General features: G+C 47.9%; 12 protein-coding genes and 1 other RNA gene. 5 read left to right on the plus strand and 8 right to left on the minus strand.

What is annotated here, in order from left to right:
- Nucleotides 1-785 precede the first annotated feature (785 nt).
- The 3 genes from ABYK60_RS03340 to ABYK60_RS03350 all read right to left on the minus strand — a co-directional run bounded on the left by ABYK60_RS03340 (nt 786) and on the right by ABYK60_RS03350 (nt 3,700).
- On the minus strand, nt 786-2,396 hold the full coding sequence (locus ABYK60_RS03340) for a diguanylate cyclase (protein WP_372870512.1): 1,611 nt from the start codon (nt 2,394-2,396) through the stop codon (nt 786-788).
- A gap of 210 nt (nt 2,397-2,606) precedes the next feature.
- Entirely contained in the window at nt 2,607-2,825 is a 219-nt protein-coding gene (locus tag ABYK60_RS03345) for a hypothetical protein (RefSeq protein WP_372870513.1), read from the minus strand.
- An 83-nt stretch (nt 2,826-2,908) separates the two neighbouring features.
- Nucleotides 2,909-3,700, minus strand: coding sequence for an SAM-dependent methyltransferase (locus ABYK60_RS03350; RefSeq protein WP_372870514.1), 792 nt, complete (start codon nt 3,698-3,700; stop codon nt 2,909-2,911).
- A gap of 323 nt (nt 3,701-4,023) precedes the next feature.
- Between ABYK60_RS03350 and ABYK60_RS03355 the strand changes: the two genes are divergently transcribed.
- On the plus strand, nt 4,024-4,512 hold the full coding sequence (locus ABYK60_RS03355; RefSeq protein ID WP_372870515.1) for an outer membrane protein assembly factor BamE: 489 nt from the start codon (nt 4,024-4,026) through the stop codon (nt 4,510-4,512).
- Nucleotides 4,513-4,571: 59 nt separating this feature from the next.
- Here the strand turns inward: ABYK60_RS03355 and ABYK60_RS03360 are convergent, their stop codons facing one another.
- Together ABYK60_RS03360 and ABYK60_RS03365 are read right to left on the minus strand one after the other, a co-directional pair.
- Nucleotides 4,572-4,904, minus strand: a complete 333-nt coding sequence (locus tag ABYK60_RS03360) for an RnfH family protein (protein WP_372870516.1) — start codon at nt 4,902-4,904, stop codon at nt 4,572-4,574.
- Nucleotides 4,894-5,328 (minus strand): SRPBCC family protein, encoded by a 435-nt coding sequence (locus ABYK60_RS03365; RefSeq protein WP_372870517.1) that lies wholly within the window; start codon nt 5,326-5,328, stop codon nt 4,894-4,896. The genes ABYK60_RS03360 and ABYK60_RS03365 overlap by 11 nt, the downstream gene beginning before the upstream one ends.
- A gap of 182 nt (nt 5,329-5,510) precedes the next feature.
- Here ABYK60_RS03365 and smpB point away from each other — a divergent pair, with 182 nt between their 5' ends.
- The 4 genes from smpB (at nt 5,511) to ABYK60_RS03385 (ending at nt 8,779) form a co-directional block, all read left to right on the plus strand.
- Nucleotides 5,511-5,993 (plus strand): SsrA-binding protein SmpB, encoded by a 483-nt coding sequence (gene smpB / locus ABYK60_RS03370; RefSeq protein WP_214507074.1) that lies wholly within the window; start codon nt 5,511-5,513, stop codon nt 5,991-5,993.
- A 96-nt stretch (nt 5,994-6,089) separates the two neighbouring features.
- Nucleotides 6,090-6,445, plus strand: a transfer-messenger RNA (tmRNA) gene (ssrA, locus tag ABYK60_RS03375).
- Between the two features lie 187 nt (nt 6,446-6,632).
- Nucleotides 6,633-7,646 carry an NERD domain-containing protein gene (locus tag ABYK60_RS03380; RefSeq protein ID WP_372870518.1) on the plus strand — a complete coding sequence of 338 codons (1,014 nt, stop codon included), beginning with the start codon at nt 6,633-6,635 and terminating at the stop codon, nt 7,644-7,646.
- 104 nt (nt 7,647-7,750) lie between these two features.
- Nucleotides 7,751-8,779: an FRG domain-containing protein gene (locus ABYK60_RS03385; protein ID WP_372870519.1), complete on the plus strand. Its 1,029-nt coding sequence runs from the start codon at nt 7,751-7,753 to the stop codon at nt 8,777-8,779.
- A 162-nt stretch (nt 8,780-8,941) separates the two neighbouring features.
- On the opposite strand, the gene ABYK60_RS03390 is transcribed toward ABYK60_RS03385, so the two are convergent.
- The 3 genes from ABYK60_RS03390 to ABYK60_RS03400 all read right to left on the minus strand — a co-directional run bounded on the left by ABYK60_RS03390 (nt 8,942) and on the right by ABYK60_RS03400 (nt 12,920).
- Nucleotides 8,942-9,190: a DUF3297 family protein gene (locus ABYK60_RS03390; protein ID WP_240591667.1), complete on the minus strand. Its 249-nt coding sequence runs from the start codon at nt 9,188-9,190 to the stop codon at nt 8,942-8,944.
- Nucleotides 9,191-9,287: 97 nt separating this feature from the next.
- On the minus strand, nt 9,288-10,511 hold the full coding sequence (locus tag ABYK60_RS03395) for a DEAD/DEAH box helicase (protein ID WP_372870520.1): 1,224 nt from the start codon (nt 10,509-10,511) through the stop codon (nt 9,288-9,290).
- Between the two features lie 93 nt (nt 10,512-10,604).
- Nucleotides 10,605-12,920 (minus strand): EAL domain-containing protein, encoded by a 2,316-nt coding sequence (locus tag ABYK60_RS03400; protein WP_372870521.1) that lies wholly within the window; start codon nt 12,918-12,920, stop codon nt 10,605-10,607.
- Nucleotides 12,921-13,021 lie beyond the last annotated feature (101 nt).

The following is a 13,021-nucleotide window of genomic DNA, read 5'->3' on the forward strand; positions in this document are numbered from 1 at the left end:
CATTCCTAATTTCATAAAATTTGTCTTACCAAATAACCAATAACCGTAAATGCTCGCTATAAACGTAATTAAATTACCACTCGTAAAGATAAATTTACTTTAATTGTGTAATTTGACTTTGGTCTAATCATCAAGAATTGTTTTGAACTGCAGCACGCGTAAACACAAAAAATCGTTTAGATTCAATTAAAAATAAAACAAAAGCCAAGCCACCAATTAAAACAGTCGTTTTACTCTTACCATTACGTAAACGTAAAGAATGCTTTTTTACTTGAAGACAACATCAGGCCGTTCGTAGCCAGATCAACAAGCCGGCAACAATTGGTTGAGTCGAAAAAAATTCAGTTTTTTTCAATTTTTTTGCAAAAAAAATTGCCGACTGTATTAGGGAAGCAGTTGGAGTGGCAGCTGGAATGAGCACATGCAGAACTCTTTACTGAAAATTTGCCCTTAACGCCTTAAGACGTTCCACGTAGAGCAAACCAGTTGATAAGAAAAGAACAGGTAGGCACACATACCAAATGAGCGGCTTGGATACCGAGGCAAATCAAAGAAACGGATAGTTTGCGCCACATTAAGATTTCTCACTGAGCACGAAACGTTTTCAAGGTTAAATCGCGATATTGCGAAAGCTGCATCCACCCTCCTGTGGCAAGAAGATTTAAAGCAATAAGAAGCGGTGAAATAGACAACAAGATGAACAGCGCTATGCGGTGCCCATATCCACAAAAGAACAAAGTAGAGAAATGCAAATGCGCTCACTCAGCCGCTGCAACGGGAGCATGCTAAGTGCCGTTTTTTTTCACTTGCGACGGGATCTCATCAAGTGCCACTACAGCGGCTTTATTACCCCGTTTACGCGGTGCATTGCCAATGACCACAGGTGAATATGGCTCACCATCCAACACAACAGTATTCCGCCCCAAACGTTTCGCGCAATAGAGCGACTCATCCGCACGGCAAAGCAAGGGATCCAAACTCAAATCCAGCTCAGTCAGAGACGTCACACCAAAACTCGCATTAAGAGTAAACCTGTGCCCTGAATAATGGGTATCAACTTCAGCAATAACCTGCCGACAGGATTCGGCTATCTCCGCAGCCATAATGCCAGTACAATCCGGCAGGACTATCATAAATTCTTCCCCTCCGATTCGAGAAAAAATATGCTCTATCTTGAGTTCGGGGCGGATCACTTCAACGACTTTTTTTAAAGCCCAGTCACCGGTAGCATGTCCATACTCATCATTGATTCGCTTAAAGAAATCCAAGTCGAGCAATATCAGAGCAACAGGCTCTTTTCTTGCCATACAGCGCACCAGAGCGTTTTCGCCTTTGTCCTGTCCGGTTGCCCGGTTGTACACGCCTGTTAGGCCATCTCTTTGCGCCAATCGCCTGAAGCGATTGCGCTGAGCAAGCCCGGCAGCGAGAAACAGCGACAAAAACAGGCACACACCAAGTAACACTGTCGATGCCATCAGCGAGCCAGAGTGCTCCCTGGATATGGCTTCCTGACGAACCAAATACCCATCCCGCTCGCTGTTAAGCAACGAAATTTCCCGCCGCTGCTCTTCAAAATTAAATTTAGCCGCCTGATAGGCAATCTCCCTGGCTTTTGTCTCGTCTACAATACGATCGGCATGCTCTACTTCCTTTTCCTGAGCCTGAAACGCCGCTTTAAAATCACCTTTTTGAGCATAGACAGCAGCCAATACTTCCCAAGCGTCGCGTAATGCCCTGTCCTCAGCGGCAGCCTTGTCTATCGCTGCAACAGCTGAAGCTTCGGCATCTTTCCAGTTATCTGCCGCCATGAATGCCTTGGCCAACAAACTTTGGGTACTGGCAATTTCAAGCTCATAGCCAAACTTTTGATAATCAGCCAATGCCTGCTGCAGGTAGGAAATCGCAGGTTCTGTTTGCTTATCTCTCAAAAAACTCCAACCTTTACCTTTGTTTGCCATAGCGACAATCAAAGGCAAATTATTCTTTGAACAATAAGACCGGGTGTTTTCAAATGCATCGACAGCTTTTCGGAAATGACCTGCTTCCATCAATGAAGCGGCTATATAGAGGTAAGAATGGCAATTATCCATACCATTACTTTCAGTGCTTAGAGCCAATGCTTTCTGGGCATAAATACCCACCTGCTCAAACAGCCCCATCTGGTAGTAGATGCTTGAAAGTCGAATATAGGCATAGCGTTGAATATCGCGGTCATCTATCGCTTCTATTTGGGCAAGCATGTCGCCGATAAACGCTAAAGAATCGGCATATTGCTTCAGCAACAACTTGGCGGTAGCCAAATAACCAAGAATTTTAACCCGGCGCTTGATGTCTGACGTATGAGTCAGTGCACCTTCAAGCAAAGTGGATGCGGAGGCATAATCCCCCTGCACCATGTGATTAATAGCCCGAAACACTTCAACCCGGGCTTTTTGCTCCCGGGTCAGACTCTGCTCCTTGAGCAGAACATCCAATTTACCCAGAGCAACATCCGGAGACTTTTGTAATAGCTCCTCAATGTCGTTCAAAGACGCATCAATTTCTGTCGAATCACCGGCATACACAGATGACACCAACAGAAGCGCAATGAAAAAAATCCGTTTCATTTATTCGCCATCATTCCCATGATGAATGATGACAAACGTCTGATGTTCCTCATCACCACAGAGCAACCTGAGTTCATTCTTATCACCGCTCAGTATGGCCTGAATTTCATCTTCACTTAAACCATGGGCACGCATCACAGCTTCAGGGTCTTTTTTGTATGCTTCAAGCAGTGCCGCATCTTCACCCAACTGCTTTAAAAACTCATTCAGTGTCGCCATTTGATTCTCCGCTTATTGTTATTTTTTTGTTAGATCCCGTATCAGCTGATGCTGTCTGTAAACACCCTGTTATATTGCAAATCTCAGGCAAGATCGGCCGCAGTCAATCCCAACATTGCCAGTACTTCTGTATTGTGTTCAAGCTTTCTTACCGGCGGTACCAATAAAGTCGTTACCGGAGTCAGCTGTGCATCAGGTAAGTCCTGCAGCTTAACCCGGCAAATCTGCGGCTCATGCACTGGCAAAAAAGCCGCCTCATATAACACTACTTCATGATCCAACGGGTACCATTCACAGAGCTGCTTAACCAGCACCTTCAGCCGATCCCGACTGGTGTGAAACCGGGTCAGTGTATGCTCCCCAGCCAGTGCGATTTGCCACAACAATAAATGACTGCATGGATCAGGTCGGTGGCGGAAAAACATAAACTGACTGGCTTCAAAACTTTGATGACCACACTGGCCTGGATCTATCCCCAAGTCAGCCCACAGACAATCTTCTGCCGATATGCCAGGCTCCATCCAGGCGTCAATTCCGGCAGCCTTACAGCGGCGAATAGCCATGTGCGGCACACAGGAAAACACTCCGGGGTGGCCATAAAAAGCACCGACTACCCGTTTACCCGCCATCACAGCCTCCATCATGGCCTGAGTCATCTGCTCGTAGGTAACACGGCGACTTTTTATCTCATATTCACGGGCATAAAACTGCTGCAGGTCGACCACATTCGAGTTTAGCCCTTCAACATAACGCTGAGCAAAACCATCAGGCATCAGACTGAACACCAGCTCGGCGTTTTCAATATAACTTTTGGCCCGTACGCTGATTTGTCCTGCCAGACCGATACCAGTTCCTACACATACCAAACTAGCCAAATCAGACTCCGAGTTCTTGCTCAAAACTCACATTTTTATAACTTTCCACAGCCAATGCAATAGAGAGGGCAGCAAAGTTCGAATATGCTAAAAACACACGATCCGATTGATTGTCAGACAAACAGATAGAGTTGCGTCACCTGGTACCTTTATACTGTCCGAACTTTCATACCTTAGATTGATACCCGCCAGCTTAACTGGCTAATTCACGCCAATACGGATGAACCTTACAGATAAGTCACGGTCAAATAGCTGTCGCCCTTGTCAGTCCGGCCTGCCCTTGGGTATGATGAGCCGCAGTTTTTAAGGAATAAGCACATACGATGTTGATTAAGAAACATAGTCTCACCCTGCTGGGGGCCGCGGCCCTCTCATTGTCTCTGTCCGGTTGCGGTGTTTTCGATTGGCTGGTGTACAAGCCGGATATCCCTCAGGGCAACTACATGGAGCCGCAACAGGTAGAAAAACTGCGCATTGATATGACCCGGGAGCAAGCAGAGTACGTGCTGGGGCGTCCGGTACTCAGAGACAGTTTCGCTGATGACACCTGGTATTATGTGTACCACTTCAAGAGCGGCCGCGATGCCAGCATCATCCATAAAGAGCTGGTGCTGCACTTTGAAAACGATCGCCTCACCAAGGTCAGTGGCGATTATGAATTGTCTGCCGAGTTCAACACGCCGCTGGAGCAGAGCAAATTGCCTACAGTGACAGGCAGTGACGACCAACCACTGGTGCCAGAGCAGCGCGGTGACAGTAAGCCTCTGGTTGAAGAAGGTCAGAACGACCCTAAATCCATCCGCAAGTTCTAAGCAAATATCAGACAGTAAAAAAGCGCCCAAGGGCGCTTTTTTACTAATGATGTGAAAAATTACAGTTTACCGCCGGTTATTTTATTAGCGCGGCCTTCATCTTTCGCTTTTTCAGCCCGCTGACGACGTACATCTTTGGGGTCGGCAATCAATGGGCGGTAGATCTCTATCCGGTTACCGGGCATGACTTCATCACCTTGTTTAACCAGACGGCTGAAGCTCCCCAGTTTTACCTTATCCAAATCAATCTCGGGGAAAAAACCGGCAATGTTACTCTGGCGCACCGCCTCAATAAACGTCGTGCCAGGTGTAATCATCACATGCACGACTTTTTGCTTTGCCGGCAGCGCATAAATCACATCCACGCCGAACTTTTCATTGTCACTGGCCATACACCACCTTTGCCCTATTGGTAAACGCCGTCACCATGGAAGCAGCCAACTCTTTAAATACCTTGCCAAACGCAAAATCAGCCAGCCCGCTTGAAAACTCGAAATCCAGCTCGAAATCCACCTTACAGGCATCCTCGGCAAGCTCGGTAAAGCGCCACTCACCCACCAGATGTTTAAAGGGGCCATTTTCCAGCTTCAGGGCAATGTGCTGCCCCTCAACCACCTGATTACGGGTAGTAAAACTGCGGGCAATGCCGGCCTTGCTCACATCAACCGAGGCGACCATGGTGTGACCATCAAACGAAATCACATTGCCGCCGACGCACCCAGGCAAAAACTCTTTGTAAGATTCGACATCATTGACCAGATTGTACATTTGCATGGCACTGAATCTGACCAGCACACTGCGGGTAACTTTAGGCATTGGCTTACATTCATGTTATCGCGAAAACATATGGTCGCGGATTGTACCACGGCTTTACCAAAGTGTGGCAGTTGCTCACCAGCTCAAAAACTCACCAATAAAAACATTCGCTTGCCAAAAGATACAAATATTCTTGAGTGGTCAATTCCAAATTACATACCCCACGCTATAATAGCCCGCCTATGGTAAAGAAAAATGCAAAAAAGGCCGCTCAGCCGGCCACGATCGCCCGCAACAAGCGCGCGACCTTCGAATACCGATTCGATGAAAAATACGAGGCAGGCCTGTCCCTGATGGGATGGGAGGTCAAGTCTATCCGCGCCGGCAAAATCAACATCTCTGAAAGCTACGTGATGCTGAAAAACGGCGAAGCCTACCTGCACCACTGCCATATTACCCCGCTGCACGCGGCCTCCACCCACGTGGTGTGTGACCCGACCCGCCCGCGCAAGCTTCTGCTCAACCGCAAAGAAATCGACCGTCTGGCCGGTTTGGTTGAACGTCAGGGCTATGCCATCGTGCCTATCTCCATGTACTGGCGTAAAGGTGCCTGGGTTAAGGTAGAGATAGGTTTGGGTAAAGGTAAGAAAGATCACGACAAGCGTGAAGACATCAAGCAGCGCGACTGGGCCCTGGAAAAAGCCCGGGTGATGAAGAACAAATAAACTGTTTGTTTTCGGGCGGAAAACAAACAGTTGATTGTCACTGCCAAATAATGCCTTGGAATTCTGGGCTGCATGGGAGTACAATCAAACCATCTTGGGGGCGATTCTGGATTCGACGGGATTCGCGAAACTCCGGGAGCATGCCGAGGGGCGGTTGGCCTCGTAAAAAGCCGCAAAGTTATAGTTGCAAACGACGATAACTACGCTCTGGCTGCTTAATTAGCGCCAGCCATCTACCACAGGTCTCGCACATGGGCAGTGGATATGATGGTCACCTTACATCGTGCTAGCGAGGGAACCTTGTCTGGGGGTGAACCGCAAAACAGTACCAGGCTCACCGTTAGAAATCCTGTCTTTCGGAGTTCGAGCGGTTAAATAAAAGAGAGACTAAGCATGTAGCGCCTTGAGCGTAGGTTTTTCGGACGCGGGTTCAAGTCCCGCCGCCTCCACCAAACCTAAAATAAAAAAGACGTCTTCGGACGTCTTTTTTATTGGTGTTTTTCCACAAAAGGACCACACGCAATGGTGACCCTTTTGTTTGATCTTATTGTAAAGGCAAGTGCAACCGCCCCCCGCTTGAGCGCATCCCTACCCTGTGGCAAAATTACCTAAGTTGCCGTAAAACACAGGGAATTTAGTGTGATCCTTAAAGACAAGCAGTTAACAGGCAGCGACAATCCACTGATTGCCGCCGGAGAAAAGCAGGAATCAAGTGTCGCATTTTTCCTTCGCCGTGCATTTAAAGACCATCCCGAAGTCATGGTGTTTAACGATTTGCAGCTCAGCCACAATGGCGAGACTGCCCAAATCGATCATCTGATTGTTTACACCTATGGCTTTATTCTCATTGAATCGAAAAGTATTACCGGCGAAGTCACTGTAAACAGCCATCAGGAATGGAGTCGCAGTTGGCAGGGGAAATGGCAAGGCATGGCCTCCCCCATCAAGCAGGTAGAACTACAGAGTAACTTGCTTCAACAGCTGTTAATTGATAACAAAACCAAGATCCTGCCGAAATTTTTAATGCTGCAACAAGGCTTTGGTGGGCGCTGCTGGCACAGTATCTGTGCCATATCAAGTAATGCCATTATCGAAAGAGACACCATTCCCAAGGACATTTCCAAGCGACTGGTCAAATCAGAATTTTTGGTCGATAAACTTAACGAATTAATGAACCTTAAAGGCAGTATCAGTAGGGTGATAAATGTTCTTGATACAAGGCCTGCCTTCAACCAAAGCGAACTTGGTGCAATTTGTGACTTTTTGCTGAAGCACAGCTCTGGCTCTGTAGAACACAGCATCCAGGAGCCGACCGCCCCGATATACAGCAGCGCCGAAGTTGAAAAAAACGTCCAAACAGAACCTGCTGAACTGTCAAATAAACTTCAGTCACATCAACTTCAGCCACTAAAACTTGAACCACTTCAACTTCAGATTAGCTGTAAGCACTGCGAGAGCCCTCGCCAATTACAGCCGAGCTGGGGGCAGTACGGGTATTACGTAAAGTGCAGCCAATGTGAGGGTAATACGCCAATGAAGCGCCCCTGCCCCAGTTGCCAGAGTAAAGAGACCAAGGTAAGCAAACGCGGCAGTGAATACAGTCTCAACTGCAGCGCCTGTGGTGAAAAGTCCGGTTTATTGATAGAGCAGTGATGAATAACTGGAAGAATCCTGTACAAAAAGAGTCTCTGCTAACCGATTATTTTCCAGCGGCACAAGCTATCGAAGCCGCTACATCACCTCATGGAGCATAACCAATGGCTGAATGGCATAAACCCATCACCTGTATCGCCGATGCGATTGAGTTTGCCGCCGCCCAAGTTGGTAAGTGCTGGTTTAGGGGGCACGCTGATAAATCGTGGGAATTAGTACCATCGGTATTTCGTGAAACCAGTCCCGGAAGCGGTAAGTATTATGATGAAGCCAAGTTACTGAGTGAATTTGTACGCAGGCACCCAGAAGCCAAGGAAAAGCACACCAATACTCTTGAGCTACTGACCTACGCACAACATTATGGTTTACCTACCCGACTGCTAGATTGGACAGAAAATCTTCTGGTAGCATTATATTTTGCAACATCTGAAGTTGTGGACAAAGAAACACGACAAAATAAAGATGGTGAATTGATTATTTTTCAACAAGATAGACATGATGATAAAATTGGTCGTTCGACATTCTTTCTTGAGTTATTAATTAGCCAAATTAAATACGAGTCTCCATTTGAATATCAAGCTGACTTTGCATATAAAACTGATGCTGCAGTCCTTGATTTTTTAAGGTTCGATCTTATCACGTTAAAAAACTCAAAAAATTACCCATTTCAACTATATGATATTTATCTAAATAAAAACAAAATCAATCCTGAGGATTTTTGGGCTAAAACTCTGACATTTGACATTTTTTCAAAACAACTTGCTGCAATGAAGAATGTATCCCCTCCTTTTGACTTAGGACTCATTGACATTACTTACGCAGGGAATGATGTATATCCAATACCTCTGAGCAACGCTATAGTGACTTATGACCCGCCAACAATAAATAAACGTTTGATGCTACAAGGTGGAAAATTCACCATACATTACGGAAAATGTTACTTTAACAAAGAATTCATGAAGGTTGAGCATAACCTTAAAAAGACTATACCTGAAATTGCATACGCAATAGTACCAGAAGAAAAAAAGAATGATTTGCGAAATCAATTGAGGCTTTGCGGAATAACTGAAGCAACTCTATTCCCTGAACTTGAGTATCAAACCGCTGACATAAAAAGCTATTGCGTTTTTTAGGAATTTTGCAAGCAGGAGTTTACAACCTCATATAACGCAAGAAAAATCCTAGTTGTATGACTGCTTCCCTCAAAACCGCAACAGCAAACGGATGAGTACCTATCACACTGAACAAAAAAACAGGGCTTTGCCCTGTTTTTTATGTCTGCGGAAGCCACAAGATTACTTGTAGAAAGCTTCTACTTCGCCTTTGATGGTCATCAGCAGGGGCTGGCCGCGGCGGTCGAGAGCCTTGTGAGAAGCCACTTTAATCCAGCCTTCGCTGATGCAGTATTCTTCAACGTCATTGCGCTCTTTGCCGTTGATGCGAATGCCCACATCAAACTCAAACACTTCAGCCACATGGTGCGGGCTGCGTGGGTTGATGGACAAACGGTCTGGCAGAGCTGGTGGTACTTTGGTATCGGTCATAATCGTCATCTTGGGTAAATAAAACCTGCGCCATTGTAGGCAATCACCAAGCCTTGCTCAATAGTGCAGGCAGTGCGCCCTGTCCCGGGGTTGATATTTATCGTTTTGCCAACGCCCGCTTGCGGGCTTTTTGCTTTTGAGCGGCTTTACTTAAGCTGCGTGGACGTTCTGCTTTGACCGTTAAATCAGGCTCAAACCCCGGATACCATTGGGGGGCAAGACGGCGGTCGAGATAGGTTTCCAGCTCATGATGCAGGGCTTCGTCACTGGGGTCGAGCAGGCTTATGGCAAGCCCAGGAACCCCTGCCCGGCCGGTGCGTCCGATACGGTGCACATAATCTTCGCGCTTGAAAGGCAGCTCCAGATTGATAACACAGGGCAGCGCCTCGATATCCAGCCCTCGGGCGGCGACGTCAGTTGCCACCAGGATCCGGCTGGTGCCGGACTTGAAACCAGCCAGGTTTTGCTCACGCTGTTTTTGTGAAAGATCCGCGTGCATGGCTACCGCGCTGTGACCGGCATTGATAAGCCCGTTTGTAAGCTTATCGGCGCCATCTTTGGTACGGCTGAAAACAAGCACCTGAGCCCAGTTGTTTTGGCTGAGCAGATGGCTCAAAAATTCATATTTCCTCACCGTATCAATGGCGTAGATACGCTCTTCTATCAGCGGCTTATCCTCTTTGGCGGCCGCAACTTCCACCAAAGTTGGGGCTGCCATCAGGCTTTTGGCCACCCGCCATACCCCCTCACCCAAGGTCGCTGAAAACAGCGCCGTCTGACGTGTCTTCCCCAGCTTTTTGATAATGGCGCGGATTTCATCTTCAAAGCCCATATCGAGCATGCGATCGGCTTCATCAAACACCAGCAGCTCAACGGTGTCTATTCGAAGGCTTCGTTTTTTCAGGTGATCAATCAGCCTGCCGGGAGTAGCAATAAGCAAGTCGACGCCGCCTTTTAAGGTCTTGAGCTGGCTCTCCAACGGTACACCACCATAGACCATGGCCAGTCGAAGCCCGGAGCCTTTGGCAAGCTGAGCCGCCGCATCAGACACTTGCTGACACAGCTCACGGGTAGGTACCAGAACCAGAGCCCGGGGTGCCGGCTGGTTGCGCTGTGGCGCACTGTCGGTAAGCAGTTTCGTCATCAGGGGCAACAGGAAAGCGGCCGTTTTACCGGTTCCCGTGGCCGCTTTCACCATGATATCGCCACCCGCCATAAAAGCGGGAATAGCCAGCGCCTGTACTTCAGTGGGCTGCATAAAACCAAGCAAATGCAGGTTTTGCAATAAGGGGAGTGGCAGTTCAAAGGCTGCAAATGACACGATAAGCTCCGGCCGACAACGCAAAAGTCGCTATGTTAACACTGCATCACTGATTTGTTCAGGTATTGGCCGGAACCCTTTGCCAGTTAAGGGTTACAACACTGGCAACATGGCTGCGAGGTCAAAAGACAATTGTGGGCGGGCAAACAGGTAGCCCTGGGCTTGGGTGCAACCAAGCTGGCAAAGCAGCTTGGCCTGTTCTTCGGTTTCAACCCCTTCAGCAATAACACTCAGCCTGAGCGCTTCCCCCATGGCAATAATCGCCCTGGTAATAGCGCCACTGTCCTGATCATCCCGCAGATCCCGCACAAAAGATTGATCAATCTTGAGGGTATCTATTGGAAGTTTGCGCAGGTAGCTCAGTGATGAATAGCCGGTACCAAAGTCATCCAGAGCAAGGGTTAGCCCCATGCTTTTCAGTCTTTCCAGTGTTTCAATGGCGCCGTCGGGATTGTGCAGTAACATACTTTCGGTGATTTCAAGCTCCAGACTGGCGCCGGGAAGCTTATGTTTTTTCAGCACCGCCGCCACGTCATCAACAAAACCAGCCACAGCCAATTGGGAACCGGACACGTTAACCGCAACCCGGCCGGGATCACGACCGGCATCAATCCAACTCTTGGTCTGGCGACATGCCTCATTCAACACCCATAAACCTATTTCCGGCATGAGTCCAATGGATTCGGCAACCGGAATAAAGTCAGCAGGCGATACGCTGCCAAGCTCCGGGTCTGTCCAGCGACACAGCGCTTCCATACCATGGATCCTGCGGCTTTGTAGGTCAATTTTTGGTTGATAAAGCAGATAGAAACGGTTGTTGCGTACGGCTTCACGCAATGCCGTCTGCAGTTTAAGTTGCTGAATTGAGCTTTGAGTCATTTGCTCTGTATAAAAAGCATGGCTGTTACGCCCCTGCTGTTTGGCCCGGTACATGGCCGCATCAGCATTCTTCAGCAAGGTATCGGGATCTTTACCATCATCGGGATAGATGGCGATGCCGATACTGGCACTGAGGCGCACCCCACCCTGCTGACCGGCAGCATTAAAACTGGTATCAAAAGCTCTTTGAATGGACTCCAGCGCATTGGTTACCTCATTGCGCGAAGCAACTTCCGTCAGCACCACAAATTCATCACCACCGATCCGCGCAAGGGTGTCCTTTTCATCCAGCAAAGCGCTTAAACGTTCAGACAATGAAAACAACACCTTATCACCGGTGACATGGCCGAAGCTGTCATTGATATGTTTAAACAAATCCACATCAATCAGCAGCAGTGCCAACCGTGTTTTACTGTGGGCAGCCATTTTCAGTTGTTGCTGCATCAGGGTCGTCAATTTGGAACGATTGGGCAGTTTGGTTAAAGGATCGTGCCAGGCCAGCTGCGCCACTTCAGCTTCTGTTTGCTTTAACAGTGAAATATCCGAAAAAACGGCGACATAACATCTAACAGCGCCATCTTCTGCATACACGGTGCTGATGCATATTTGTTCAGCGTACAGGGTGCCATTCTTTCGCCGGTTCCAGATTTCGCCCTGCCAGTGTCCCTGCGATTTGAGGGTGCGCCAGAAATTCTCAAAAAAGTCTCTGTCGTGGCGCCCTGAGTTGAGCATTTTTGGCGTTTTGCCAATAACTTCACTTCGGGTATAGCCAGTAATTTTTTCAAAGGCACCATTGATATCGGTGATCACCCCGTTCGGGTCAGTGATCAGTACCCCTTCAATGGCATTTTCGAATACTTTGGAAGTGAGCATCAGTTGCTCTTGCGCTTCTTTATAACGGGCGATATCCCGCGTGTTACCTATGATTCCAATCAGTTGACCATGAACGTCATACATGGGTGCCTTGACCGTTTCCAACCAGATACGGCCCTTGTCCACATCCCTGTCGATACATTCCGCCACAATAATCGGGCGGCCAGCCAATGCAGCCTCTTGGTCCGTACTCTCAAAATCGGCCTTTCGCTGCGGAAACAGCACTGTGTCAGTCTTTCCAATCAACTCATCAGGAGAACGATTCCAGGATAGCAGAGTGGCTGTATTGACAAACTGATAACGTCCTTGGGTGTCTTTTATCCAGATGTGTTCTTCGAAAGCATTGAGGAAGCTTTGTAAGAGTGCGTTCCTGTCATCGGTTAACAATGCACAGACCCCTTCGAGCAACACCTGAGCGCGGGAAATAACAGGCTCTGATAATTGCTCACCGTAAAGTTCCAGGCACCAGATCTGGTTCAGTCCATTCACCGTCACCACGGCAGATTCCTTTGTGCAGGCGTTATCGCCAAAACACCAAAGTACCTTGTCACCATGTGCCAGACTCAGTCTAAGAGAGTGAGCGTTTGCAAAGAGCTCCAACAAAGGCAAAATGCCTGTCAGTGCCTGGTAACGATCCGGTTTACTTCCTGTATTCAATCCATTCCCCAACAAATACTCTCTCTAACAGTTTACCGCTCACGACCAGCCATGCAAATAAGGCCTCGTGAAAACGGGCAACATTATAAAGGGTGACATAC

The sequence above is a fragment of the Shewanella sp. genome (assembly GCF_041630135.1).
Taxonomy (GTDB): Bacteria; Pseudomonadota; Gammaproteobacteria; order Enterobacterales; family Shewanellaceae; genus Shewanella.